Origin of the sequence: Amycolatopsis sp. w19 (assembly GCF_051373225.1) — a bacterium.
GTDB classification, from domain to species: domain Bacteria; phylum Actinomycetota; class Actinomycetes; order Mycobacteriales; family Pseudonocardiaceae; genus Amycolatopsis; species Amycolatopsis japonica.
The window spans coordinates 67,206-92,010 of sequence record NZ_JBPQFM010000016.1 but is presented as its reverse complement, the minus strand read 5'-3'; the positions used below and the strand labels follow the sequence as shown (position 1 = coordinate 92,010).

Genomic DNA, 24,805 nt, shown 5'->3' with positions numbered 1-24,805 from the left:
GCCGATCAGGCCAGGTACTCCGCGGCGGCGCGGAGGCTGACGTAGGACCCGCTGAACGTGTCGATCCGCGGCCCTTCGGTCTCCGGGCCGGGAACGCCGGTCTCGACCCTGATGTAGTCCACAGTGGACTCGCGCAGCCAGCTCAGGAACTCGCGGACCTCGGGGTGCCGGTGCGCTTCGCGCGTCACCACCACGAGGTCGCGGGCGCCGTGGGCGGCTTCGATCGCGGTCGCGATCCCGTCCGCGCCGACCTTGAGCGCCCGGGTGCCGGGCACGAGTTCGGTCAGATGCGAGCCGAGCCCCCACGGCATCGGGCCCGCCGCGATGATGGGCTCGGTCTCGATGTCGATCACCAGCGGCGGGCCGCCCAGCTTCGGCGAACCCTGGATCCGCAACGCCTTGCGCGCCGCCTCCAGGCCGAGGCGGTGATCCACCGGCGAGATCGGCGTCGACACCGGGGGAGTGCCGAGCGCGGCGACCCGCTCCGACGCCTCCACCAGCCGCTCCATCGGCAGCTCACCGGACTCGACGGCGGCCGCGATGACCGCCGCGATCCGGTTCAGCTCGTCCTCTTCGAACGACACCCCGCCGAGGCAGAGCGCGTCGGCACCGGCGATCAGCGCCCGCACCGACGCCCGTCCGACGCCCTCGGTCTTGCCGAGTTCGCCCGCGACGGCGCCCATGTCCAGCGCGTCGGTGATGACCGCGCCGGTGAAGCCGAGTTCGCCGCGCAGCACGTCGGTGAGCGCCTTCGGGTTGAGCGTCGCGGGCAGTTCGCCCCACGCGGGCACGACGAGGTGCCCGGTCATCACCGCGCGCACCCCGGCCGCGATCGCCGCCTTGAACGGGACCAGTTCGATCTCGTGCAGTTCCGCCTCGGTCCGGGGCAGCACCGGCAGCGCGTGGTGCGAATCGTCCGTCGCCGCCCCGTGCCCGGGGAAATGCTTGGCCGACGCGGCCACGCCGTACTTCTGCAGCCCGGTGATGAACGCCGCGACATGCGGCGACGCCTTCACCGGATCCGAACCGAACGCCCGGACCCCGATCGAGGGATCCTCCGCCGCCATCGTGAGATCCGCGCACGGGGCGAAGCTGATCGTCACCCCGCACGCGGCCAGCCGCTCGCCGAGCGCGGCCGCGACCGAGGTCGTCAGCTCGACGTCGTCCGCGGCGCCGAGTGCGAGCGGCCCCGGCACGAACGAGCCGGTGGCGACGTCGAGCCGCGTGACGTCACCGCCCTCCTCGTCGATGCCGACGAGCACGTCGGGCCGTTCCGCCCGCAGCTGCGCGCTCAGCGCGGCCACCTGCTCGTCGTCGACCACGTTGCGGCCGAACAGGATCGCGCCGCCGAGGCCGTCCGCCACCTTGCGGCGCAGCCAATCCGGCGCGGTGGTGCCGTCGAAGCCCGATACGAGAACGGATGCGGCGAGCTTTTCCGGTGAAGACAAGGATTACCCCTTCACTGCGCCTGCGGTCAGGTTGGACACGAGCTTGCGCTGGACGATGATGAAGAACACCAGCGCGGGCACGGCGTAGATGACCGACGCCGCCATGATGCCGCCCCAGTCCACGGAGAACGCCGTCCGGAACGACGACAGCCACACCGGCAGCGTCTGCTTGTTCTGGTCGCGCATGAACACGAACGCGAACAGGAACTCGTTCCACGCGGTGATGAAGCTGAACACCGAGGTGGTCACCAGTCCCGGCGCGAGCAGCGGCAGCGTCACCCGGCGGAAGGCACCCGCCCGGCTGCAACCGTCGATCATCGCGGCCTCTTCGAGGTCGTACGGGATGCCGTTGACGAAGCCGTAGAGCATCCAGCACGTGAAGGGCAGCGTCGCCGCGAAGTACACCAGCAGCAGCGAAGGCAGCTGGTTGAGCAGCCCGGCGTCGCGCATCAGCAGGTACATCGGGATCAGCAGTGCTTCGAACGGCGCCAGCTGGGCGACGAGCACCAGCAGCAGGAATCCCTTACGCCCGCGGAAACGCATACGGGACAAGGGAACCGCGGCCAGCACACCCGCGACGAGCGAACACAGCACCGCGCCGAGCGTGACGATCAGGCTGTTGGCGAGGTACGTGGTGAAACCGGGTTTCGTCAGCGCCGAGACGAAGTTGTCGAACGTCACCGAAAGCGGGACGAGGTCGTAGTCCGGGGACAGGACCTGGCCCGGCGTCTTCAGCGAGGAGGTGAACATCCAGTACGTCGGGAAGACGAACAGCAGCGCCACCACCACGCCGAGCGTGCCGAGGCCGATCCGCTGGGTCAGGGACTTCCTCATGACAGGTCGGCCTCCTTCGTGCGCACCAGCAGCTGGACGTACCGGGCGGTGAGCAGGATCAGCACGAGCATCATCAGCAGGGCGGCGGTGGCCGCCAGGCCGAAGTGGTTGCCCGCGAGGCCCTTGAGGTACATGTAGACCGGCAGCGTCGTGCTGGCGCCGTCCGGCCCGCCTTGACGTATCGCCCACACCTGGGCGAACAACTTGAAGTCCCACAGCACCGACAGGAACGTGACCATGGTCAGGATCGGCCGGATCGCCGGCCAGCTGACCGCCCAGAACGCCTGCCAGGCGTTGGCACCGTCGATGCCCGCGGCCTCGTACTGCTCCTTCGGGACGCCGAGGAGCCCCGCGTAGAGCGTGAAGGCCACGAACGGCACCGCCTGCCAGACCACCAGGATCCCGATGACGGTGAGCGTGCTCGGGCCGGTGGAGAACCAGGAATGCCCGATGAAGCTCTCGAAACCGAGCTTCGCGAGCGTCTTGTTCAAGATGCCGTACTGCTGGTCGAAGATCCACTGGAACACCGTGGTCGTCGCGACCACCGGCGTCGCCCACGCGAGGATCAGCGCGACCTGCACGATCACCCGGACCACCGGGTTGAGATGCCGCATCAGCACCGCCATGAGCAGCGCGAGCAGCAGGGTGAGGATCACGACCGACGCGGTGAACACCAGCGTCCGGACGGTGATCTCCCAGAATTCCGAGTCGGACAGGATCTCGGAGAAGTTCTCGAATCCGACCCAGACCATCTCCCCGGAGACCAGCTCACGGAGATCGAGCTTGCGGAGACTGATCCCGATCAGCTGCAGCGTCGGCCAGCCCAGCAGGACCAGGATCGCGACCAGAGCGGGAAGGATCAGCAGGTACGGCGCCGTCCGCTCGCCGAGGCGGAGGCGCCGGTTGGATTTCGGGGGTTTGATGCGCGGCGATGCCGGCGGGGTGGCCCCCGCCGGCATCGTCACATCTTTCGTCGTGGTCATCCGCCGATGAGCTTGTCGAGCGCTGCGTTGGCGTCGGCGGTCGCCTGGTCGAGCGTCTTCGTTCCGGTCAGGTAGGCGGTCAGCATGTCCTTGATCGGGTTCTGACCGGACTCGACGTCACCCCACTTGGGGCTGGTCGGCACGGCGCGGCCGTTCTTGGAAGCCTCGGCCATCACCTTGGTGAGCGGGTTCGCGTCGAGCGCGGACACGTCGGTCGAGGTACCGGGGACGTAACCGGCCTTGGCCAGCTCGGTCTGGTACTTCGGGGTGGAGAACAGCTTGACGTAGTCCTTCGCCGCGGCCGCGTTCTTGCTGTTGGCCGGGATGACCAGGTTCGAGCCGCCCAGGAAGACCGGGGCCGACTTGTCGGCGGTCTTGCCCGGGATCGCGAAGGCGCCCGACTTCTCCTTGATCTTCGGGTCGGTCTTCGCCGCGGTGTCGACCTCACCCGGGACACCGATCATCATCGCGACCTTGCCGGCGCCGTAGATGCCCGCCTGCTGCGGCGTGGCCTCGTCGGCGTCCTTCGGGGCCTTGGTGCCCGAAGCGTCGGTGAGCTGCTTGTAGAACTCGAGCCCGGCCTTCGCCTGCGGGGAGTCCAGGGTCGACTTGAAGGACTTGCCGTTGGCCTGGGCGATGTCGCCGCCCTCGTCCCAGATGTAGGACAGCAGCTCGTACCAGTTCTGGCCGGGGTGGTAGAGGGCCTGGAACTCGGGGTCGCTGCCGAACTTGGCCTTGAGCTTGGTGATCGCGTCGAGCCACTCCGTGCGCGTCTTCGGCGTCGCGGTGATGCCCGCCTGCTCGAACATGTCCTTGCGGTAGATGACCTCGCGGTTGGCCGCGTAGAACGGGACGCCGTAGGTCTTGCCGTCGAACTCGCCCGAGGCCTTGAGGCCCTGCAGCCACTGCGCGCCGTTGAAGTCGTTCACGCTCGACGTGAGGTCGGCGAGCACGCCCTGGTTCGCGAACGCGGGCGTCTGGGTGTTGCCCAGCTCGATCACGTCCGGCGGGTTGTCACTGGCCAGCGCGGTGGTCAGCTTCTGCTGGATGCCGTTCCACTGCTGGATCTCGTACTTGACCTTGACGCCGGGGTGCGCGTCTTCGAATTCCTTGTGGAGCGAGTTCGTCAGTGCTTCGGGGGCGGTCCCCGTCATGAGCCAGACCGTGAGCGAGCCGTTCGAGGCCGCAGCGCTCGAATTCGTGCTGTCGCCACTGCCGGAACCGGCGCAGCCCGCCGTCGCGAGGGTGATGGCGGCGGCGCCCGCAGCCATCTTGAGCCAGCGCTTCACTCGTGCCGTCCTTTCGATGCCCGGCCACCATGCCGAGCTCCCACAAAATGGTGTAGACCAATGCGGGCAGCGTGGTACGTACCACTCCGACTGTCAAGCGGGTGGCCGGTTCGTTGTAAACGAGCCGCAATCTTTCACCTTGAGTGAGCGTTCGATCACGCTGATGATCAGTTTTCGGCGCGCTCGTCAGTGCCTCGCGAGGCGGGCTGACATGCGGTTTTTCTTTGTCCGTCCCGGTGATCGGGGCATTCGGCGGGTGATCTTTGCGCCGTTCGGTGTAAGGGTGGCGCGCGTTCGCCTAGAGGTCGTCCTCGGCGTCTTCGGGAGGCGCGATCCCGAGCAGTGCGCGCGTCTGATCCTGGAGGAACCAGGCCAGCGTCGCGCAGACGATCAGCAGGATCAGCGGGAGGACCGGGCCGCCGTTGGCGAGGATGAACAGTTCCGTGACGCTCGCGCCCACCATGACGCCCGCCAGCAGCAGCGCCGACGGGCCGCCGAAACGGGGGATCAGCAGGCCGATCGCGCCGGCGACCTCGAGTACGCCGGTGACGTACCGGAGCCACTGCCCGAGCCCGATCTCGGCGAAGACCTGTTCGGTGTGGCCACCGGAGAACAGCAGGTAGCCGCTGTAGAGGAACTCGGCGGCGAGCGCCACGCGCACGACCCACAGCACGATCGAGCCGATGGGCAGGCTTCGGGTACCGCTGGCTCCTCCGGTCATGCCGGGGATCCTTCTCCTGGTGAGCGGGGCTGGCAAGGCGGCGGCGAGGTACATGGGCTGAAGGCTCCCTTCGCCGCGTCTGATGCGGTGAAGGGAGCCTTCAGCCCGGCCGAAAACGGGACACACGTCACTTCTGTTCGCCGAGGAGTATCTGTTCGAGCAACAGGTCGACGTCGCGGGCGGACTCGGCTTCGCCTATCCGGTGGAACGTTTCGGCGGCACGGAGCGCGCGGCGGGCGGCCTCGCGGACGCGGCCGGCGGCGCTGAGCACGTGGGCGGCGACGTGGTCGAGCTGCGCGACGAGATGTTCCCTGGCGGGCGCGGTTTCGGTTTCCACCGCGTGCACGGCGGTTTCCGCGGCGTCGAGCGCGCTCAGCGCCGCGTCGACGTCGCCGGACCGCAGCCGGGACAGCGTCGCCGCGTTACGGCAAGTGGCGGCCACGTAGCCGCCGCCGATCGCCAAGGCCGCGTCGGCGGCCCGCGCGTAGAAATCCGCGGCGTTCGCGCCGTAGCCGAGCAGATCGAGCTGTTCGGCGGCGGCCATGCTCACCGAGATGTAGGAATGCCCGGTGTCGCCCGAATCGTGGAGGATTTCGGCGAGGACGGCGTATTCGTTGAAGGCGCGCGAAGATTCGCCGAGCGCGCGGTAGCTGTCGGCGTACATCCACCGGCAGCGGTGGCCCCAGTCCGGTGACGTGGCGAGCAGGGCGATGGTGCGGGGCGCGACGTCGAGCACCTCGTCGTAGCGGCCGGCGCCGTGCAGCGCGGTGACGAGGACGTACCAATGTTCCGCGGTGTCCTTGCCTTTCGACGCGGAGACACCGAGAGACGCGTAGGCGTCGTCGACGGCTTCGGCGAACCTGCCGGTGCCGATCAGCGACAGCGCCCGAAGATGGCGAAGATGCCCGCGCAGTCGTTCCGGACCGCCTACGGGCAGCGTCGCCAGCAGGTGTTCCACGAAGACGTCCAATTCGTCGAGCGATCCTGTGCGCTCGTAAGCGATCCGGACCTGTTCGACCGCTTCGACGGCCTTCTCGCCGACGTTCCCGACGATGAAGGCGTCCGTCGCCGACCGCGCGAGTTCCAGTGTGGTCACCGGATCCTCGCCGTCGCCGTTCCGCAAAGACGCTTCGAGACACAGAAGTGTTCCGAGGAGCAAGGGATCGCCCGCCTCGCCGGCCCGCTCGGCACCCCGTCGCAAGGCCTCGTACGCCTCGGACGTGCGGCCCTGCCCGGAAAGCACGTGCGCCAGCCAGTATTCGCCCCAGCATGCGGCGCGTTCGTCCGTCCCGGCGCGCAAGCGGGCCGCGGCCACCGTCGTCAGCGCGACCCCGGTCTCGACCTGATCGTCGAAGACGAGCCACAGCCCGAGCCAGCATTGGTTGAGCAGGAAGCGGATTTCGTCGCCCTGGCCCCGGAATCCGGCGGCCGCCTGGCGCAGCCGCTCCTCGGTGTCCTCGCCCTGGAAAAAGATCGCGCGCAGTTCGCTCAGCCGGGGCGCGATTTCATCCGGGACATCGTCGATCGCTTCGAGGCAGGCTCGCGCCTCTTCCGGTTCGCACCGGTGATTGTGGATCTCCGCCCGGATGACGAGTTCTTCCGCGGACAGCCCGGGCGGCGGCAGGATCGGGACCCGGGGGAGCGCCGACGGCAGGAGCGGGACGAATTCCGCGACCGGTTTCGCGGCCATCTTCCGTTCGGCGTAGACGGTGAAGTACCCGGAGTGCTCGCGTCCGTCGAGTTCCTCGGCTTCGACGAGGGCCGCCGCCCGCATCCGCTCGTGCAGCCTGCTCAGGGGGACGCCGTCGTACGGACCGTTGAGAACGAACGGGATCTCGCCGTATCCGGTTTCCGTCAACCGGCGGGTGAGCAGCGCCGCCGAGGCGAAGAACTCGAGCCTGCCGACGGCGTCCGAATGGTCGCCGACACCGTCCAAAAGCGACAGAAGATCGAGACCGGTGTGCTCGTTGCCGGTGAGGGCGCAGAATTCCAGCCGCGACGCGTGATCGCCGTACCGGAGTGGGTCGCCGGACGAAGCCCTGGTCACCCAGCGGTAGGTCGACGCGGCCTCGGCGTATTTGCCGGCGGCGGCCAGTGGCACCAGGGTCCGGCAGAGCCGGGTGATCTCGGCGCCGCCGGAATCGTTCTCGCCCGCGCGGCGTGGTTCCGCTTCCATGGTCCTGCCCCCAGAACAATGACGTCGACGCCGGATCTTAACTCCCGGCGCCGCGTCATGAACCCGCTTTCGGGTGGTTCAGGGGAGACGTACGGCGGCGATCTGGGTCGCCTGCCCGATCAGCCGGTTCTTTTCGTCCCAAAGCTCCGCGACCTCGTCCATCCGGTCGCCGCCGAGTTCGCCCGCGCGCATCCGCACCCGCACCGGACCCGGCGCCGGAAGCCCGCGCAGGTACGCGGTGAACTGGACGGTCGGCGCCCAGCCCGCGATGCCCAGGTCGTAGGAGATCGGCGGCACCGGATCGAGCGCGACGAGCAGGCTCACCGGATCCCAGTCGCTGCCGTCGGCGAGCCGCAGCCAGGACGAGATGACGCCTTTCCGGGACGGCTGTCCCACCGCGAATCCGGCCGCCGCCGGATCGAGGCGCTGCTCGACGACGTCCATCAGGCCGATGCGGAAGCCGCCACCGCCGTCGGCGGGCACGGGCAGGCAGTCCTGCTCCGGCGGGAGCTCCACCGGGTCCACTCCGGACCACCACGCGTCTCCGTCGGCCAGGACGCCTTGGGTGATCAGCGCCTCCGTGCAGGGCGCGCCGCCCTGGCTCAGCCGCGCGCGCAGCTGGGTGAGGCCGCGGCCCTCGCGCAGCACCTCGACCTCGACGACCGCGGGGCCGGGCTCGGGTGCCACCGAGAACGAGCCGCTGATCGCGGTCAGATGCGGATGCGAGGAGACCTCGGCGGCCGCCTTGGCGAGCACGGCGAGGAGATAGCCGCCGTGCAGTTTCGTCCCGATCGTCCACTGTGGATCGAGCTCGGTGTCGAAGACCGGGTCGTCGCCTCGGCGACCCAGCGCGGTCGCGGTCCGGAAGTGCGCCATGCCTCAAGCTGACACCGTCAAGTTGACGGTGTCAAGTCAATGCTGGCAGCATCACGGCATGGGCGCGAAGCGGACGAAGGCGCGACCGGGCGAAGGGGACAGGCTGCGCGGCGAGATCTTGTCCGCCGCCGACGCCCTGCTCGGCGAGGCGGGTACCGACGAGGCGCTGACGCTGCGAGCCGTCGCGCGCCGCACGGGCGTCTCCACGCCGTCGGTCTACGCGCATTTCCCCAGCCGGGACGCGTTGCTGGAGGCGGTCTGCCTGCGGGTGTGGGACGAACTCGCGCGCCGTATGCACGAGCATGCCGTCGAGGTCGCCGATCCGATGCGTGCCCTCAGCCGCCGCGCACGGGTGTACGCCCGGTTCGCCCTCGATCATCCGGTGCAGTACCGCGTGCTCCTGATGCGTCCCTCCGGCGGTTCGTCGCCCGGCGCGGTCGCCTGCTTCCGGTACCTCGCCGACGCGACCGCCGCCTGCGTGCGGGCCGGGATCCTGCGCGGTGAACCGGAGATCCTCGCGATGGGCCTCTGGTCGGCGATGCACGGCTGCGTGAGCCTGCTGATCGCCCAGCCGGGGTTCGACTGGCCGGAAGAGCCGGAGGCGCTGATCGACACCGTCATCCGGATGGCCGGGCTCGGCACGGCGCTCGCCTGCCGTGTCCCGCGGGACGCCATTCCGCCGAGTGCAGTACTGGCGGGTGACCTCGACGGACTGGCGGCGGGCTGGGAGGTGGCCGCCGACCGGACTGGTTAGGCTCTGCGCATGCCCGAGACCCCGACAGCCGACGATCGGCTCCAGGTGCTCGAAGCCATCACCGACACGGCGCTGGGGCACCTCGGCCAGGACAAGGTGATGGCCACGATCCTGGCGCGCGTGCGCGAGGTTCTCGGTGTCGACACCGCCACGGTGCTGCGGCACGATCCCTCGGCCCAGCAACTGCTGGCGATCGCCGCTTCCGGGATCGAGGAAGAGGTCTACCAGGACGTCCGGGTGCCCGTCGGCGCCGGTTTCGCGGGCACGGTCGCCGCGCAACGCCGCCCGGTGATCATCGACCACGTCGACGAGACCACGGTGGTGAACGCGCTCCTGTGGGAACGGGGGCTGCGCACGCTGCTCGGCGTGCCGATGCTCGCGGGCGACGAGCTGATCGGGGTCCTGCACGTCGGGTCGCTGACGCCGAGGGAGTTCTCCGAGACCGACATCGACCTGCTGCGGCTGGTGGCCGCGCGGCTCGCGCTGGCGGCGCAGATCGAACTCTCGTCGACCGATCGCGCGGCCGCCGCCGCGCTGCAACGCAGCCTGGTGCCCGCGCGGTTGCCCGCTGTTCCGGGCATCCAGTTCTCCGCGCGGTACGTGCCGGGTACCGAACCCGGGGTCGGCGGCGACTGGTACGACCTGTTCTCGCTGCCGGGTGACCGGCTCGGCATCGTGATGGGCGACGTCGCCGGGCACGGCCTCAACGCCGCCGTGATCATGGGACGGCTGCGCAGCGCGCTGCGCGCCTACGCGCTCGAATCGGACGACCCGGCGGAAGTGCTGTCCAAACTGGACCGGAAGGTGCAGCATTTCGAACCGGGTTCGCTGGCCACCGTCGTGTACGGACTGATGACGGCTTCGCGCGACAGCATGGCGATCTCGCTGGCCGGGCATCTGCCGCCGGTGCTCGCGCCGCCCGGCGGTCCGTCGGTGTTCGTCGACGCGCCGGTCGATCCGCCCATCGGGGTGACCGGGCCGCGGCGCCGAAGAACCGTCGTCGAACTGCCGCCCGGTGCCGTGCTCGCCTTTTACACAGACGGTCTCGTCGAGCGCCGGGATCAGCTGATCGATGTCGGCCTGCAGCGGCTCGCGAGCGTGGTCTCCGCGGATCAGCCCGGTGTGGTCTGCGCACGCGTGATGGCCGCGCTCGTCGGCAACACCCCGGCACAGGACGACATCGCCCTCCTCGTCGCCCGGTGCGAACCGAACTGACTCACCGGACCGGGTGATTCGCGCGGACGTTCACGGCCGCGAGTTCGACGGTCTTGGTGATCCGCCGTTCCCGGGTCTCCGGCTTCTTCGCCGTCAGGATCCATTCCAGGATCAGCCGCTTCGACGACGGCGGGAACTTCTCGAAATGAGTGCGGGCGGCCTCGTCGGTGTCGAGCCGGGTACGCAGGTCATCCGGGACGCCGTCGCCGTCCGGCACGACCTGCCAGCGGCCCTTTTCCTTGGCCAGGTCGATCATCGCCTGACCGCGTTCGGTCATCTGTCCTTCGGCGATGAGGCGGGCGGCCCGCTCGCGGTTGACCCGGCTCCACGTGCTCCGGGGATTGCGCGGGGTGAACCGCAGCCGCGAACTGGTGGCGTCGTTCTTGCGGTGCAGCCCGTCGATCCAGCCGAAGCACAGGGCCTGCTCCATCGCCTCTTCGATCCGGACGCCGGCGACGCCGCTGTCCTTGTGCGGGATGACCAGCCAGATCTCCTTTTCGGTCCCGGCGTTCTCGGCCAGCCAGGCACGCCACTCGGCGGGGGAGGCGGCGCTGAAGATGGTCTCGTCCATGGCCGGGTTCCTTTCGTCGTAACGTCTATGACCATCATCGGAAGCAAAGTGCTCATCGAGTGAGCACTTTTCGAAGGGAGGTGGCCCCGGATGGAGATCTGGGTGAACCCGGCGTGTTCCAAATGCCGGTCCGCGGTGTCGATGCTGGACGAGGCGGGGGCCGAGTACACCGTGCGGAAGTACCTCGAGGAGCCACCGACGGCGAAGGAGCTGAAGGCCGTCCTCAAGCGGCTCGGGCTCGAGCCGTGGGACATCACCCGCACCGCCGAGCCGATCGCGAAGGAACTCGAACTCAAGACCTGGGGGCGCACCCCCGCCGACCGCGACCGCTGGATCGAGGCACTGGCCACGCATCCGAAGCTGATCCAGCGGCCGATCATCACCGCCGACGACGGCACGACCGTGGTCGGGCGGACCCCGGAGGCCGTTCAGTCGGTACTTCCGGACTGACCGCCTCGTGAGTGGCGAGGACGGTTAGAAGTCGAAAGTCAAACGTGTTGTGTTCGCGGGCGGGCTCGGTGGTGGAGTGAAGGCTCCCTTCGCCGCGTCCGATGCGACGAAGGGCCCCTTCACCCCTCGGCTCACGTGGCAGAGCCCGTTCTCCAAGCACGCGAGTGCGGCGTCGCATCACCCAGTCCAGCCCGAATACGTCACATTTGCCTCACCCCTCCATAGCCGTCCTTGCCACTCACTAGGGGTGCGCGATGGCCTCCCGCAGCAGGCGGGCGGCGGTGCCGACGGAACCGTCCGCGAGGTTGCCGTAGCCGAGGACCAGCCCGGGTTCGCCGGGTGCGACGCGGTAGTCGTCGAGATCGGCCACGCGCAGGCCTTTGTCCGCCGCCCGTTCCACCACCGCGGCGGCGGATCCGCCGGGCAGCTCCAGTACGAGGTGCAGGCCGGCGGCGACGCCGGACAGACGCGCCGGGCCGAGCGCGTCGACCAGGGCGTCGCGCCGGGCGCGGTAGCGGCGCCGGGCCGCGCGCAGGTGCCGGTCGTACGAGCCGCGTTCGAGAAAGGCCGCGAACGCCAGCTGGTCCAATGCCGGCGGAGTGGGCGAGGACTCGACCCGGTCCGTCCACTGTGGAGGGACGGCGTACCAGCCGAGGCCGAGCGCGGGACTGAGGGTCTTGCTGACCGACCCGAGGAGCGCGACCCTCGCCGGATCCATCCCCTGCACCGTCCCGACCGGACGCCGGTCGTAGCGGAACTCGGCGTCGTAATCGTCTTCGATGATCAGGCCGTCGGCCTCGCGCGCCCAGGCCAGCAACCCGGCGCGGCGGGCGGGCGACAAGACGGTGCCGGTGGGGAACTGGTGCGCCGGGGTCACGAGAACGGCCCGGACGCCGGGAGGGATGTCCTCGACGCGGAGCCCGTCTTCGTCGACCGGGACGCTGACGACGTCGAGCCCGGCACGTGTCGCGATGCGGCGCAGGGTGCGCCAACCGGGGTCTTCGGCCGCGACGCGGGTGATCCCGGCCGCGAGCAACGCCCGGCACAGGCGGCCGAACGCGTCGGTGACGCCGGACGCGATCCGCACGTCGTCGACGACCGCACCCCGGCAGCGGCGGAGGTGGTCGGCGAGCACGGCGCGGAGCCGCGGATGCCCGCCGGGGACGGGGTAGCCGAACTCGCCGTGGGGCGCGTTCACGAGTACTTCGCGGACCGCCTCCGCCCAGCGCGTCCGAGGGAAGTGCCGCAGATCGGGCAGGCCGGGCGCGAGGTCGATCTCGGGCGGCGACACCTTGCGTCCGGCGGGTTTCGCGGGCTCGGCGCCCGACGCGGACCAGCGCACGACGGTGCCCGATCCGGTGCGCGCGGCGAGGTAGCCCTCCGCGATCAGTTGCTCGTACGCCTGCGTGATCACCCAACGGGAGCAACCGAGATCCGCGGCGAGGGTGCGGCTGGGTGGCAACGCGGCGCCGGAGCCGAGCGTGCCTTCGCGGATCACGGTGCGCAGCGCCCTGGTGAGCCGCTCGTGCCTGGGGCCCGGCCCGGAGAGGTCGAGAAGCACGTCCCAAGCCAGATTGGTCCGGGATCCGGTCATGTGAACGGACTGTAGTACCGGACCGATCGCGCATAAGGTCCAGACCATGGAAAAGGTGGAACTCGGCCGGACCGGCCGGAAGGTCAGCCAGGTCTCGCTCGGGTGCATGACGATGGGCACCGCCACCGACGAGCGGACCTCGGCGCGGATCCTGGACGCGTACCTCGACGACGGCGGCGACTTCCTCGACACCGCGAACTGCTACTCGTGGTGGGTGCCCGGCGCGTCGGGCGGGGAGAGCGAGGAACTGCTCGGGAAACTGCTGAAAGGCAGGCAGGACAAGGTCTTCCTCGCGACGAAGGTGTCGGCCGCGGTCGCCGACGCCGACAGCGCGCGCAAGGGGTATCACGACGACGGCACCGCGGACTGGGACTACATCGGACGGCATTTCGAGGGCGCGGGCGGCGACGTGATCCGGCGCGGCGTAGACGAAAGCCTGCGGCGGCTCGGCACCGACCACATCGACCTGTACTACGTCCACGTCGACGACCGGGCGACCCCGCTGGAGGAGACGCTGGCCGCGCTCGACGAGATCGTCCGCGCGGGGAAGGTGCGGCAGATCGGCTGGAGCAACGTCCGCACCTGGCGGCTGGAGCGGATCCGCGCGCTCGCGGAGCGGCACGGCTGGGCCTCGCCGGTGGCCGTCCAGTTGCAGCATTCGTATCTGCGGCCGGTGGCCGATTCGGCGTCGCTGGCCACCGGGGACATGCTCGATTTCCTGCGGGACAACGAAGACATCGCGCTCGCCGCGTACTCGTCGATCCTGCGCGGGATCTACGACGACTCCGCGCGGCGGCTGGCGCATCCCGTCTGGCAGACCTACGTCGGCGCGGACGGTGAGGCGCGGATGGCCGCCGTCGAGACCGTGGCGCGGGAGGTGGGGGCGACCGGGAACCAGGTCGCGCTGGCGTGGCTGCTGCGCCAGACGTCGCCGCGGGTGCTGCCGCTGATCGGGCCGCGGACCTGGGAACACTACGAGGCGATCCGGCCGGCCTTCACGCTGGAGCTGAGCGCGGAGGCCATGGCGGTACTGGACGGCGCCGGTAGCTGAAGGGGACTTTCACCGCATGAGACGCGGCGATGGGAGCTTTCACCGCATGACATGCGGTGGAAGCTCCCTTCAGCCCCCGTCAGGAAAGCTTGCGGAAGAACGCCCGGATGTCTCCCACCAAAAGGTCCGGCGCGTCCTGCGTCGCCCAGTGGCTGCCGCGGTCGAATTCCTGCCACGAAACGATGTTCGCGTGGTCCCGCTCGGCGAAGCGCCGCAGCGGCCGGAAGTCGTAGGCGAAGCTGGCCAGCCCGGTCGGCGCGGTCGTCGGCTCGGCCGGGTGCTCGCTGTGCTTGTCCTCGTAATAGAACCGCGCCGCCGAAGCCGCGGTGTTGGTGAGCCAGTACAGCGTGGCGTTGGTGAGCACGTGGTCGTCGCTCGTGCCCGCCAGCAGTTGCGCGCTCCAGGCCAGCTGCCCGGTCGGCGAGTCGGCCAGCGCGTGCGCGAGGTTCTGCGGCGCGCTCTCCTGGAGTTTCGCGTAGCCGGACATGTCGTCGTTGAAGGACTGGAGGAACTGCATGTACTCCAGTTCCTTCTCGGTCATGCCCTCGAACTCCGCCGGATCGCCGCTGGGGAACGAGAACAGCTGCGTCACGTGCACACCGAGCACGTGCTCGGCGTCGATCCGGCCGACCTCGGGGGCGACGAACGAACCGGCGTCGTTCCCGTGCGTGCCGTAGCGCTCGTAACCGAGGCGGCGCATCAGCTCGGCCCACGCCTGAGCCGTGCGGTACCGGTTCCAGCCCTTCTCGCGCGTCGGGCCCGAGAAGCCGAACCCGGGCAGCGAAGGGATGACCACGTGGAACGCGTCCGCCGCGTCGCCCCCGTGGGAACGCGGGTCCGTCAGCTGGTCGATCAGGTCGAGGTACTCGAAGACCGAGTTCGGCCAGCCGTGGGTGAGGATCAGCGGCGTCGCGTCCGGCTCCGGCGAGCGGACGTGCAGGAAATGGATGTTCTGCCCGTCGATCTCCGTGGTGAACTGCGGGTACTCGTTGAGCTTCGCCTCCCACTTCCGCCAGTCGTAGCCCTCACGCCAGTACGAGACCAGCCGTCGCACGTACTCCAGCGGCACGCCGTACTCCCAGCCCGGCGTGACCGGTCCGCGTTGCACCCCGTCGGTCACCTGGTCGGCGGGCAGTTCGTTCGCCCAGCGGACGCGGGCCAGACGGTCGGCGAGGTCGTCCAGTTCGGCCTGCGGGACCTCGACGCGGAAGGGCTTGATCTCGGTGTTTGCGTTCATAAGACCAAGGTAGAGTGACATTAGGAACATCCCGTTCCTAATGGAGGAGCAGCCTGAAGAAATGTTGGAAACCTCGGCAAGACTGCTCCGTCTGCTCTCCCTGCTGCAGACTCCCCGTGACTGGACCGGCACCGAACTCGCGGAACGCCTGGAGGTCAGCGCCCGCACGATCCGCAACGACGTCGAGCGTCTCCGCGCGCTCGGGTACCCGGTGAACGCGACCCGCGGTTCCGTCGGCGGTTACCGGCTCGGCGCGGGCGCCGATCTGCCGCCGTTGCTGCTGGACGACGAGGAAGCCGTCGCCGTCGCCATCGGCCTGCGGACCGCCGCCGGCGGCACCATCGCGGGCGTGGAGGAGACGTCGTTGCGCGCGCTCGCCAAGCTGGAGCAGGTGCTGCCGTCCCGGTTGCGCCGCCGCGTGAACGCCTTGCAGGCGTACACGATCCCGGTGCCGAGGGACGAGCCCGGCCCGCGCGTCGCCGCCGAGACGCTCACCGTGCTGACGGCCTGCTGCCGGGACCGTGAGGTGCTGCGATTCGGCTATCGGACCCACGACGGTTCGGAAAGCGTCCGCAAGGTCGAGCCGTATCGCCTGGTGAACTGGGGACGCCGCTGGTATCTGGTCGCCTGGGACCTCGACCTCGACCGCGGCGACTGGCGCACCTTCCGCGTCGACAGGTTGACCCCGCGTATCCCCACCGGCCCGCGGTTCACCGCGCGCGAACTGCCCGAAGACGTCACGGACCGCGTGCGGCGCGGGGTTTCGTCCGCCGCTTGGCGCTACCGCGCCGACGTCACGGTGCACGCGTCCGCCGAAGAGGTGACCGCGCGGATCAACCCGGCCGTCGGGACGGTGGAGGCCGTCGACGCGAACACCTGCGTCCTGCACACCGGCGCGGACAGCATCGAGACGATGGCCGTCCACTTAGGACTCCTCAACGCCCCATTCCACGTCACCGAACCCCCGCAGTTAGTCGACTACTTGCGCGAGCTGGCCGATCGATATCGCGACGCCACCCGCATTTAGTCCTCTGAATGCGGGTTTTCAGCGGGCGAAAGTGGTCAGGAACCGGTCCCGGAACGTGTCCATTCGCCACACCGGCGCGTTCCGGTCCGGGTGCAGGCCGTCCTGCCAGTGCCACGCCGCGACCTTGTCGAGCACGGCCTTGTCCCGCGTGACCACGGTGATCGGGACGTCGTGATCCGCGCCCGCGCCGGCGACGATCGGATTCGGCTGGTGGTCGCCGAGGAACACGAGCACGAGATCGTCGTCGCCGTACGTCTCCACGTACGAGATGAGCGAGTTCAGCGAATACGCGATCGAGTCGCCGTACGCGCCGCGCACCTTGGCGGGGTCGGTGAAGACCTCTTCGGGGGTTTTCCCTTGCGAGGGCATGGGATCGTAGATCGATCCGTCGCCGACGGCGGCCCAGTCGACCATGCGGGGCAGCGGCGTCCACGGCCAGTGACTGGTGACGAGGTCGATCTCCGCCATCATCGGCGGGCGGTCCGGCTTCCCGCGTTCGGCACGCTGGAACGCCGAAAGCGTGAACTGGTCCGGCATCGTGGCGTAGGAGAACTGCGGGCCGTGATACCCGATGCTTCGCGAGTCGTAGTAGCGGTCGTAGCCGTAGACCTCGCCCTCCGGCCAATCCTCGGTATGCGCCGGGACGACGCCGACGGTCTCCCAGCCCGCGCGTTCGAACGCGCCGCCGAGGGTGAACCGGTCGGTCTTCACGAAGTCGTCGTAGCGGTGCTGGCTGTCGACCCACACCCCGGATTGGAACGTCGAGTGCGCCAGCCAGCTGCCCGCGCTCGTCGTCGGCGACGTCAGGAACGCGCTGCGCGAGCCGTAGCCCGCGTTCTTCAGCCGCGCGGTCCCGGCGTCGAGGACCGCGTCGACCTTGGGCGCGATATCGGAGTCTTGGACGGCCACCCGGCCGTAGCTCTCGATGAAGGTGAACAGCACATCCTTGCCGCGCAACGCGTTCAGCAGTCCGGAAGGCGGCGTGTCACGGAAGGCGTCGACGGCGACTTCCTCGGCGAAGGCCTGCCTGTCCCGGATCCCGGCCCGGACCTGGCGGAGGTCGTCGTAGGCGAAGGCGACCGCACTGCGCGAAGCGAGGGGCTGTCCCGGAGCGAGCTGCGCGCCGGAGACCGCGCACACCATCCAGACCACGCTGAGCACGGCCGTCACCCTGGTCGACGCCGTGCGCCGTCCGGCGACCACCCGGCTCAACCGCAGCACGGCCAGCGCCATCAGCACGATCACCACCACCGCGAGCAGCGTCAGCCCGGCGAACGACGCGATCGCGCCCGCCCGGCCGATCGACGTACCGAGCAGGTCGACGCCGTTGCCGAGCACACCCCAGTCGAAAACCGGGTTGAACCGCCGGTTCAGCGCGAGCCCGAACCCGATGTCGATGGCCTTGAACACGGTCAGCAGCCCGAGGATCGCGCCGGCGGACACCGCGACGATCCGCCGGGCGCCGTCGCGCAGCATGAGCACCACCGCCACCCCGAGCAGCGCCTCGACCGGCAACCGCACGAACGCTTCGGGTGTCAGCGCGTCGAGGTCGTTCGGCGCGAGCAGGGCGAACAGCACGAGAACGGCGGACAGGGTGGTCACCGCGCTGGACGCGATCTCACGGGCGGCCGTCCGGTCGCCGGGCAGGCCCACGAGGGCGGGGCGCGTGAAAACCGACAAGGCGGGTTCCTTCCGGGTGGAGAAGCCTTCACCGGGTTACACGGACGACGGACCCCGGCGGTTCAGCCCGAGCGCCAGGTGCGCAGCGCCCACCACCAGCCGACGGTGTGCCGCACATGCGTACCGCCGTCGTCTTCCGGCGGATCGAGCGACGCCCCGGTGATCTCGCCGAGCCGGGCGAGCCGGTACCGCACGGTGTTCGCGTGGACGTGCAACGCCGCGGCGGTCTGGTCGAGCCGTCGCCCGTGGTCGAGGTAGGCCAGCGCGGTCGAGACGAGTTGCCCGTGGAAGTCGTCGCCCGGCGTCAGCGCGCTCAGCAGGGTGTCACCGAGCAGTGCGGCGAGCCCCGGCTGGGCGGCGAGCGCGGTCTCGACGGCCAGATCGGCCACCGCGTGCAGACCGCGGGACCGCGCGGCCGTCGGCAAGGCCATCACGCACAGCGCGTGCATCCCGCGGACCTCCGCGAGCGGGACGGCGGGGGAGACCACCATCAGGACGTCGTCCCCGAGCGCAGACGGGGTGGGAAGCCGCGGCGCCAGCCCGGTCAGCCGCCCGTCGACCAGGCCGAAGACGCCACCCGTCGCGCCGAGCCGTCGCTCGACGACCCGCGCCTGGTACGGATCGCCGACGTCGGAGAGCAGGCAGTGATAGCGTCCGCCCGGGTTCAGCCCGACGTTCGCGACCTCCTCGGCCGAGGGCGCCGCCGTGTCGCCGCCCAGCAACCGCCGCAGCAACCGGGCCCGGCTGTCGTGCACCGTGCGGGAGAGTTCGAGTTCGGCCTCGTGATATCCGGCGATGACCTGCCGTTCGAGCGCGCGCGTGTTCCGGTCGAAGTCGACCAGGGCCGCCAGCATGACGTCGTCCGGCACCCCGGCCGCCTTGCCGCGTTCGACGGCGATCTCGACCGCGCGGCTGCGGCCGGCCTGCACCCCGCGCAGCAGCGCGGCGAGCGGCACCCCCTGCGCGGCCCTGTCCGCGCCGAGGACGGCGGCCGCGGCGTAGTCCTGCTCCCCGGCCCCGCCCGGCCGGTCGAATGAGGCGAGCCCGGCGGCGAGCACGATCGCGACGTGCCGCCGGTTCTCGCTCACCGGCAGGCTCGCGACTTCCGGCGACTCCGTGCGGGCGGCCCGGACCACTTCGTCGACGACGTCGGCGTCGGCGGCCATCGCGGCCAGCACCTCGTGGAGCGACCGGTGCGCCATCGCCACCGCCTTCCCGCGCGGATTGTGCCCGGTGCACAACGAAGCCGGCGGTCCTTGGCGACCGTCCCCTACCGAGGGTGTCCGGCCGGTTGGTTTCCTGTGAGCTACCGAAAGGTAACAGGCCCTCGCCGAAAGGTGCGCGTGATGCGGAAACGCCGGTTGCTGAACACCGTCCTCGTGACCTGCCTCGCCGCGGCACTGGGCTCGGCGCCCGCCGCCGCGGCGGAAGACGGCCTGCGGCAGGTGCTGTTCGTGGGCAACAACTGGGAGGGGACCGCGGACGTCATCGCGCCCTCCGGCGACTACGCCAAGATCGCGCGCGTCGACATGGTGCCGGACAAGGCCGAGCGGCTCACCGAGATCTACCTGAACCCGATCAAACTCGCCTTCTTCCTCGGCATCCGCAACGGTGTCGGCGAGGGACACGACCAGCTCGTCGACGACCTCTACACCACCCCGGACGGCCGCGCGGTGGTCGCGTCCCGCCCGAGTTTCGCCGACGTCGTGTCGATCGACCTCGCCACCGGCCGCGTCAACTGGCGGTTCCCGGTGTCGGGTTTCCGCTCCGACCACATGGCCGTGTCGCCGGACGGCCGCAGCATCGCGGTGTCGGCCTCGACGTCGAACACCGTCCACGTGCTCGACATCGAGACCGGACGGCAGCTCGGCTCGTTCAAGACCGGCGACAAGCCGCACGAGAACACCTACACCGACGGCGGCCGGTACCTCTGGAACAGCTCGATCGGCGAGGTCAACACCGCGCTCGACGCGCCGTGGCAGGACTTCACCAAGGGCGACCGGCGGCTCACCGTCGTCGACGCGACCACCTTCAAGCAGGTGAAGGTGATCGACATGCGCGAGCGCTTGGACGCCTTCGGGCGTGGCGATCTCTCCGACGCCGTCCGGCCGGTGGCCTTCACCCCCGACGAGTCGAAGCTGTACTTCCAGGTGTCGTTCTTCAACGGCCTTCTCGAATACGACGTCGCCACCGACCGGATCACGCGGTCGAAGACGCTGCCGAAGAACCCGGACACCAGCGAGGACCGCACCACCTGGGTCAACGACTCCCGGCACCACGGGCTTTCGATGAGCCCGGCCGGTGACAAGCTCTGCGTCGCCGGGACGATGGACGACTACGCGACCATTGTGGACCGCGCGAGCCTGCGGGAGGCTCAGCTCGTGACGGCGGCGAAGCCGTACTGGGCGACCGTGAGCGGTGACGGAAGGCATTGCGTCATCTCGGAAAGCGGCTCGGACCAGGTGACGGCGATCGACTTCGCGACCGGCGCGAAGGTGAAGTCCATTCCGGTCGGCGACCACCCGCAGCGGATCCGGATCGGCCACGTGCGCACCGGTAGTCTGCGCGGGTGAGCGAAGAGATCTGGGCGGCCCTCGGTGCGACATCCCTCGACGAGGTGCGGCGGCGTGCCGCGGTGATCGACGCGGTCACCGAGATCGACCCGATCGCGGTGGACGGCGCGGTGCGCTACGCCTGGAACAACGGCGGTGGCGAGTCGGCGGTCTGGTATTTCACGCCGGACGGACGCGCGCTGCTGCTGACCTTCGACCACGAGTCCGACCTGAACCTGTACGCCGAGGGCGACTACTCGGTGCAGGAGGCGCTCTACCGTGGCGTTCCCGAAGACCTCGTCGCGCTCGTGCGCGACCAGCCCGAGAACTACGAGTCGTTGAACCTCGTCTCGGATTCGGGAGCGACGATCCTCTACGCCGGCGGCGTGTTCTGGTTCGACGGGGCGCGATGGCTGCAGGCCGAAGGCTTCCTCGACCACTGCCGAGAGGAGGGTCTGGACCCGCTGAGCGAGTCGGGGTTCACCTACTGCCTCGGCGACTACCGGTTCGGTGAGGAGTTCACGCCCGAGGCGATCGTCGGGGACCGCGCCGCCGACGGCTGGTACGAGGACGACGCCGAACGGGAGAAGTCGCTGGCCGAGATCCGCGAGATCTTTTCGCGGCTCGGCTGAGGAGTCCGCTCAGCGCACGATCTTGGCTCCGCTGTGGCACCGTTTCAGGAATGAGTCTGCGCCTGGGGCCCTTGCTGCGGCATGTCGACGAGACGTCGGCGACGGTGTGGGTCGAGACCGGCACCGCCGGTGAGGTCGAAGTGCTCGGCACCACCGCGAGGACGTTCGAGATCAAGGGCCATCACTACGCCCTGCTGGTGCTGACCGGTCTCGAACCCGGCTCGTGCGTCGAGTACGAAGTGCGCGTCGACGGCGAAAAGGTGTGGCCTCCGGCCGGTTCCGAGTTCCCGCCGAGCCGGATCCGGACGCTGCCCGAGGAGGAGTCGAGGGTCCGGCTCGTCTTCGGCTCGTGCCGCAAACCGCACGACGGCGACGCCTTCGGCCCGGACGCGCTGGCCGCGTACGCCCGCCGGATGGCCGCGGGCGAGGAAGCCGAGTGGCCGCAGGCGTTGCTGATGTTGGGTGATCAGGTCTACGCGGACGAGACCACCGACGAGACGCAGGAATGGCTGAAACGCCGCCGGGACACCTCCCGGCCGCCGGGTACCGAGGTGATGGACTTCGAGGAATACACCCATCTGTACTTCGAGGCCTGGGGCGAGCCGGCGATCCGCTGGTTGCTGTCCACCGTGCCGACGTCGATGATCTTCGACGACCACGACGTCCGCGACGACTGGAACACCTCCCTCGCCTGGCAGCGGCGGATGCGCGCGCAGCCGTGGTGGCGGGAACGGCTGCGCGGCGCGATCATGTCGTACTGGGTCTACCAGCACCTGGGGAACCTCGGCCCCGCGGAACTCGCCGAAGACGCCACCTTCCGGAAGGCGATCGGTTCCGGCGGTGACAACGCCGAGCTGCTCTCCGCGTTCGCCGATGAGGCCGACAACGAACGCGACGGCACCAAAGGCGCGCGGTGGAGCTATCGCCGGGACTTCGGCGGCGTGCGGTTGCTGGTCATCGACAGCCGGGCGGGGCGGATCCTGGCGGGCGGCGCGCGGTCCATGGTCGACGACGACGAATTCGACTGGATCGAGGAGAACGCCGCCGCGCCGTGCGACCACCTGCTGATCGGCTCGTCGCTGCCCTGGCTGCTGCCGCCGGTCATCTCCCACCTGCAGTCGCTGAACGAACGTGCCTGCGACCGTCCCGGATGGCGCGGCAGGCTCGCGGAGAAGATCCGCCAGGCCGCCGACCTCGAACACTGGGCCGCGTTCCGGGCGTCGTTCGAGCGGCTGTCCGCGATGATCGCCCGCGAGGGACGGCGGGACGATCCGCCCGCCACCATCGCGGTGCTTTCGGGCGACGTCCACCACGCCTACATCGCCGAGGCGCACTACCCCGAGCCGGTGACTTCGACCGTCTTCCAGCTCACCTGCTCCCCGGTCCACAACGCCATGCCGCGTTTCCTCCGATGGGCTTTCGCCGGCACGTGGTCGGCCGCGCTGGCGTCCCTCGCGCGCCGCTGGGCCGGCCGGGGCGGCGTCGCGCCCGACCCGCTGACCTGGACCAAGGTGTCCGGACCGCATTTCGGCAACGTCATCGCCACGGTCGAGACCGAGGGCCGGGCGTGCGTCACGACGATCGAGCAGGCGACCGGCGACGGACTGGTCGAAGTGGCCCGACAGAGGCTTACCCGGGCCGAATAGGCGCTGGGTAATATCGGCCCGTGACAACCTCTGCCGAAACACTCGAGTTCCAGTCGGAGGCACGTCAGCTGCTTCAGCTGATGATCCACTCGATCTACTCGAACAAGGACACCTTCCTGCGGGAGCTGGTGTCCAACGCCTCCGACGCACTGGACAAACTCCGCCTCGAAGCGTTCCGTGACAAGGAACTCCAGGCGGACACCGACGATCTCCACATCGAGATCGCGACCGACCCCGAAAACCGCACCCTCACCGTGCGGGACAACGGAATCGGGATGAGCCGGGACGACGTCGTGGCGCTGATCGGCACGATCGCGAAATCCGGCACCGCCGAATTCCTGAAGAAACTGAAGGAGACCAAGGATTCCGCGGCCTCGCAGGATCTGATCGGCCAATTCGGCATCGGCTTCTACGCCAGCTTCATGGTTGCCGACAAGGTCACGCTGCTGACCCGCCGCGCCGGATCGGACGAGGGCGTCCGCTGGGAATCCGAGGGCGAAGGCACGTACACCATCGAGACGGTCCCGGACCTGCCGCAGGGCACGTCGGTCGTCCTGCACCTCAAGCCCGAGGACGCCGAAGACCAGCTCTTCGACTACACCTCGGCCACGAAGATCAAGCAGATCGTCAAGAAGTACTCGGACTTCATCACCTGGCCCATCCGGATGACCGAAGGCGAAGAGGTCGTCACGGTCAACTCGATGAAGGCGCTGTGGGCCCGTCCGTCGTCCGACGTCACCGAGGACGAGTACAACGAGTTCTACAAGCACGTCGCGCACGACTGGAACGACCCGCTGGAGACGATCCGGCTCCAGGCCGAGGGCACCTTCGAGTACCAGGCGCTGCTGTTCCTGCCCGGCCACGCGCCGCTCGACCTGTTCATGCGGGAGCGCAAACGCGGTGTCCAGCTGTACGTGAAGCGCGTCTTCATCATGGACGACTGCGAAGCGCTGATGCCGGAGTACCTGCGCTTCGTGAAGGGCGTCGTCGACGCGCAGGACCTCTCGCTCAACGTCTCGCGCGAGATCCTGCAGCAGGACCGGCAGATCCAGCTGATCCGCCGTCGCCTGGTCAAGAAGGTGCTGTCGACGGTCAAGACCCTGATGGCCGACGAGAACCGCTACAAGTACGACACCTTCTGGAAGGAGTTCGGCCGGGCCGTCAAGGAAGGCCTGCTGGACGACCACGAGAACCGCACCGCGATCCTCGACATCTGCTCGTTCGCATCGACGAACGACCCGGAGAAGCTCACGTCGCTGCGTGAGTACGTCGAGCGGATGAAGGACGGCCAGGAGCACATCTACTACCTGACCGGCGAATCGCGGCAGAGCATCGAGAACTCCCCGCATCTGGAAGCCTTCCAGGCCAAGGGTTACGAGGTGCTCGTGCTCACCGACCCGATCGACGAGATGTGGGTCGACGCCGTCTCGGGCTACGAGGAGAAGCAGTTCCAGTCGGTCGCGAAGGGCGAGGTCGAACTCGACTCCGACACCACCGACGAGCAGAAGGAAGAGTTCTCCGGGCTGCTGACCTGGCTGACGACGACGCTGGCGGAACAGGTCAAGGAGGTCCGGCTCTCGTCGCGGCTGACGACCTCGCCTGCCTGCATCGTCGGCGACACGAACGACGTCACCCCGACGCTGGAGAAGATGTACCGCGCGATGGGCCAGGAACTGCCGCAGATCAAGCGGATCCTGGAACTGAACCCGGGGCACCCGCTGGTGTCCGGGCTGCGGTCCTCGTTCGCCGAGAAGGGCGAGTCCGAAGGGCTCGCGGAGACCGCGGAACTGTTGTACGGCATGGCTTTGCTCGCCGAAGGCGGCGAACTGGCCGACCCGGCGCGCTTCACGAAGCTCCTCGCCACGCACCTGCAGAAGACCCTGTAGTTCCGTGGGCTGAACTGTCCACAAGGGACGCCGAGACTGACTCGATGCCCGATTTGAGCGCTTTGTGCTGAGGTCGTGAGTGGCAAAGAGGGTTAGAACGACCATTGCCACTCACGACCCCCGCGCAATACTGCGCAAAGTGCCTAAATCGGACGCGTTGATCTCGAAAAGTGACCTTTTTGG

The 24,805-nt window shown here is 69.2% G+C and carries 21 protein-coding genes; 9 read left to right on the top strand and 12 right to left on the bottom strand.

Features of this window, described 5'->3' with window-relative positions:
• Nucleotides 1–5 precede the first annotated feature (5 nt).
• The 7 genes from ACSMFO_RS27670 to ACSMFO_RS27640 all read right to left on the bottom strand — a co-directional run bounded on the left by ACSMFO_RS27670 (nt 6) and on the right by ACSMFO_RS27640 (nt 8,327).
• On the bottom strand, nt 6–1,448 hold the full coding sequence (locus ACSMFO_RS27670; RefSeq protein WP_436461048.1) for a glycoside hydrolase family 3 protein: 1,443 nt from the start codon (nt 1,446–1,448) through the stop codon (nt 6–8).
• A 3-nt stretch (nt 1,449–1,451) separates the two neighbouring features.
• Complete coding sequence (locus ACSMFO_RS27665) at nt 1,452–2,282, bottom strand: carbohydrate ABC transporter permease (protein WP_038518602.1); 831 nt, start codon at nt 2,280–2,282, stop codon at nt 1,452–1,454.
• Complete coding sequence (locus ACSMFO_RS27660) at nt 2,279–3,265, bottom strand: carbohydrate ABC transporter permease (protein ID WP_038518598.1); 987 nt, start codon at nt 3,263–3,265, stop codon at nt 2,279–2,281. Before ACSMFO_RS27660 ends, ACSMFO_RS27665 begins: the two co-directional genes overlap by 4 nt.
• On the bottom strand, nt 3,262–4,554 hold the full coding sequence (locus ACSMFO_RS27655; RefSeq protein ID WP_436461047.1) for an extracellular solute-binding protein: 1,293 nt from the start codon (nt 4,552–4,554) through the stop codon (nt 3,262–3,264). The genes ACSMFO_RS27660 and ACSMFO_RS27655 overlap by 4 nt, the downstream gene beginning before the upstream one ends.
• A gap of 298 nt (nt 4,555–4,852) precedes the next feature.
• Nucleotides 4,853–5,275 carry a DoxX family protein gene (locus ACSMFO_RS27650; RefSeq protein ID WP_436461046.1) on the bottom strand — a complete coding sequence of 141 codons (423 nt, stop codon included), beginning with the start codon at nt 5,273–5,275 and terminating at the stop codon, nt 4,853–4,855.
• 127 nt (nt 5,276–5,402) lie between these two features.
• Nucleotides 5,403–7,451 (bottom strand): hypothetical protein, encoded by a 2,049-nt coding sequence (locus ACSMFO_RS27645; protein WP_436461045.1) that lies wholly within the window; start codon nt 7,449–7,451, stop codon nt 5,403–5,405.
• 78 nt (nt 7,452–7,529) lie between these two features.
• Nucleotides 7,530–8,327 (bottom strand): thioesterase family protein, encoded by a 798-nt coding sequence (locus tag ACSMFO_RS27640; RefSeq protein WP_436461044.1) that lies wholly within the window; start codon nt 8,325–8,327, stop codon nt 7,530–7,532.
• A gap of 58 nt (nt 8,328–8,385) precedes the next feature.
• Between ACSMFO_RS27640 and ACSMFO_RS27635 the strand changes: the two genes are divergently transcribed.
• Together ACSMFO_RS27635 and ACSMFO_RS27630 are read left to right on the top strand one after the other, a co-directional pair.
• Nucleotides 8,386–9,081, top strand: a complete 696-nt coding sequence (locus ACSMFO_RS27635) for a TetR/AcrR family transcriptional regulator (RefSeq protein WP_436461043.1) — start codon at nt 8,386–8,388, stop codon at nt 9,079–9,081.
• A gap of 9 nt (nt 9,082–9,090) precedes the next feature.
• Nucleotides 9,091–10,296, top strand: a complete 1,206-nt coding sequence (locus ACSMFO_RS27630; RefSeq protein ID WP_436461042.1) for a PP2C family protein-serine/threonine phosphatase — start codon at nt 9,091–9,093, stop codon at nt 10,294–10,296.
• A gap of 1 nt (nt 10,297) precedes the next feature.
• Here the strand turns inward: ACSMFO_RS27630 and ACSMFO_RS27625 are convergent, their stop codons facing one another.
• Complete coding sequence (locus ACSMFO_RS27625; protein ID WP_436461041.1) at nt 10,298–10,867, bottom strand: YdeI/OmpD-associated family protein; 570 nt, start codon at nt 10,865–10,867, stop codon at nt 10,298–10,300.
• A gap of 90 nt (nt 10,868–10,957) precedes the next feature.
• Between ACSMFO_RS27625 and ACSMFO_RS27620 the strand changes: the two genes are divergently transcribed.
• Nucleotides 10,958–11,317: an arsenate reductase family protein gene (locus ACSMFO_RS27620; protein WP_038518577.1), complete on the top strand. Its 360-nt coding sequence runs from the start codon at nt 10,958–10,960 to the stop codon at nt 11,315–11,317.
• 241 nt (nt 11,318–11,558) lie between these two features.
• On the opposite strand, the gene ACSMFO_RS27615 is transcribed toward ACSMFO_RS27620, so the two are convergent.
• Nucleotides 11,559–12,911, bottom strand: a complete 1,353-nt coding sequence (locus tag ACSMFO_RS27615) for a PLP-dependent aminotransferase family protein (protein WP_436461040.1) — start codon at nt 12,909–12,911, stop codon at nt 11,559–11,561.
• Nucleotides 12,912–12,957: 46 nt separating this feature from the next.
• On the opposite strand from ACSMFO_RS27615, the gene ACSMFO_RS27610 reads away from it, so the two are divergent.
• Nucleotides 12,958–13,962 carry an aldo/keto reductase gene (locus ACSMFO_RS27610; RefSeq protein ID WP_436461039.1) on the top strand — a complete coding sequence of 335 codons (1,005 nt, stop codon included), beginning with the start codon at nt 12,958–12,960 and terminating at the stop codon, nt 13,960–13,962.
• Between the two features lie 79 nt (nt 13,963–14,041).
• On the opposite strand, the gene ACSMFO_RS27605 is transcribed toward ACSMFO_RS27610, so the two are convergent.
• Nucleotides 14,042–15,199 (bottom strand): epoxide hydrolase family protein, encoded by a 1,158-nt coding sequence (locus ACSMFO_RS27605; RefSeq protein ID WP_436461038.1) that lies wholly within the window; start codon nt 15,197–15,199, stop codon nt 14,042–14,044.
• 61 nt (nt 15,200–15,260) lie between these two features.
• On the opposite strand from ACSMFO_RS27605, the gene ACSMFO_RS27600 reads away from it, so the two are divergent.
• Nucleotides 15,261–16,226, top strand: a complete 966-nt coding sequence (locus ACSMFO_RS27600) for a helix-turn-helix transcriptional regulator (protein ID WP_436461037.1) — start codon at nt 15,261–15,263, stop codon at nt 16,224–16,226.
• Between the two features lie 18 nt (nt 16,227–16,244).
• Here ACSMFO_RS27600 and ACSMFO_RS27595 read toward each other — a convergent pair whose 3' ends face one another.
• Complete coding sequence (locus ACSMFO_RS27595) at nt 16,245–17,906, bottom strand: sulfatase (RefSeq protein WP_436461036.1); 1,662 nt, start codon at nt 17,904–17,906, stop codon at nt 16,245–16,247.
• Between the two features lie 62 nt (nt 17,907–17,968).
• Nucleotides 17,969–19,108 carry a PucR family transcriptional regulator gene (locus ACSMFO_RS27590; protein ID WP_436461035.1) on the bottom strand — a complete coding sequence of 380 codons (1,140 nt, stop codon included), beginning with the start codon at nt 19,106–19,108 and terminating at the stop codon, nt 17,969–17,971.
• Between the two features lie 144 nt (nt 19,109–19,252).
• Here ACSMFO_RS27590 and ACSMFO_RS27585 point away from each other — a divergent pair, with 144 nt between their 5' ends.
• The 4 genes from ACSMFO_RS27585 to htpG are packed head-to-tail and all read left to right on the top strand — an operon-like array spanning nt 19,253 to nt 24,622.
• Entirely contained in the window at nt 19,253–20,479 is a 1,227-nt protein-coding gene (locus ACSMFO_RS27585) for a YncE family protein (RefSeq protein ID WP_436461034.1), read from the top strand.
• Nucleotides 20,476–21,090: a hypothetical protein gene (locus tag ACSMFO_RS27580; RefSeq protein WP_436461033.1), complete on the top strand. Its 615-nt coding sequence runs from the start codon at nt 20,476–20,478 to the stop codon at nt 21,088–21,090. Before ACSMFO_RS27585 ends, ACSMFO_RS27580 begins: the two co-directional genes overlap by 4 nt.
• Before the next feature lie 50 nt (nt 21,091–21,140).
• Nucleotides 21,141–22,736, top strand: coding sequence for an alkaline phosphatase D family protein (locus tag ACSMFO_RS27575; protein ID WP_436461032.1), 1,596 nt, complete (start codon nt 21,141–21,143; stop codon nt 22,734–22,736).
• Between the two features lie 20 nt (nt 22,737–22,756).
• Nucleotides 22,757–24,622: a molecular chaperone HtpG gene (htpG, locus tag ACSMFO_RS27570; protein ID WP_436461031.1), complete on the top strand. Its 1,866-nt coding sequence runs from the start codon at nt 22,757–22,759 to the stop codon at nt 24,620–24,622.
• Nucleotides 24,623–24,805 lie beyond the last annotated feature (183 nt).

What these genes read in the sequence shown, in the direction of transcription:
- ACSMFO_RS27630 (WP_436461042.1), top strand. Translation starts at nt 9,091, where the DNA reads ATGCCCGAGACCCCGACAGCCGACGATCGGCTCCAGGTGCTCGAAGCC.
- ACSMFO_RS27665 (WP_038518602.1), bottom strand. Translation starts at nt 2,282, where the DNA reads ATGAGGAAGTCCCTGACCCAGCGGATCGGCCTCGGCACGCTCGGCGTG.
- ACSMFO_RS27600 (WP_436461037.1), top strand. Translation starts at nt 15,261, where the DNA reads ATGTTGGAAACCTCGGCAAGACTGCTCCGTCTGCTCTCCCTGCTGCAG.
- ACSMFO_RS27575 (WP_436461032.1), top strand. Translation starts at nt 21,141, where the DNA reads ATGAGTCTGCGCCTGGGGCCCTTGCTGCGGCATGTCGACGAGACGTCG.
- ACSMFO_RS27620 (WP_038518577.1), top strand. Translation starts at nt 10,958, where the DNA reads ATGGAGATCTGGGTGAACCCGGCGTGTTCCAAATGCCGGTCCGCGGTG.
- ACSMFO_RS27640 (WP_436461044.1), bottom strand. Translation starts at nt 8,327, where the DNA reads ATGGCGCACTTCCGGACCGCGACCGCGCTGGGTCGCCGAGGCGACGAC.
- ACSMFO_RS27605 (WP_436461038.1), bottom strand. Translation starts at nt 15,199, where the DNA reads ATGAACGCAAACACCGAGATCAAGCCCTTCCGCGTCGAGGTCCCGCAG.
- ACSMFO_RS27645 (WP_436461045.1), bottom strand. Translation starts at nt 7,451, where the DNA reads ATGGAAGCGGAACCACGCCGCGCGGGCGAGAACGATTCCGGCGGCGCC.
- ACSMFO_RS27635 (WP_436461043.1), top strand. Translation starts at nt 8,386, where the DNA reads ATGGGCGCGAAGCGGACGAAGGCGCGACCGGGCGAAGGGGACAGGCTG.
- ACSMFO_RS27610 (WP_436461039.1), top strand. Translation starts at nt 12,958, where the DNA reads ATGGAAAAGGTGGAACTCGGCCGGACCGGCCGGAAGGTCAGCCAGGTC.
- ACSMFO_RS27625 (WP_436461041.1), bottom strand. Translation starts at nt 10,867, where the DNA reads ATGGACGAGACCATCTTCAGCGCCGCCTCCCCCGCCGAGTGGCGTGCC.
- ACSMFO_RS27585 (WP_436461034.1), top strand. Translation starts at nt 19,253, where the DNA reads ATGCGGAAACGCCGGTTGCTGAACACCGTCCTCGTGACCTGCCTCGCC.
- ACSMFO_RS27615 (WP_436461040.1), bottom strand. Translation starts at nt 12,911, where the DNA reads ATGACCGGATCCCGGACCAATCTGGCTTGGGACGTGCTTCTCGACCTC.
- ACSMFO_RS27590 (WP_436461035.1), bottom strand. Translation starts at nt 19,108, where the DNA reads ATGGCGCACCGGTCGCTCCACGAGGTGCTGGCCGCGATGGCCGCCGAC.
- ACSMFO_RS27660 (WP_038518598.1), bottom strand. Translation starts at nt 3,265, where the DNA reads ATGACCACGACGAAAGATGTGACGATGCCGGCGGGGGCCACCCCGCCG.
- ACSMFO_RS27650 (WP_436461046.1), bottom strand. Translation starts at nt 5,275, where the DNA reads ATGACCGGAGGAGCCAGCGGTACCCGAAGCCTGCCCATCGGCTCGATC.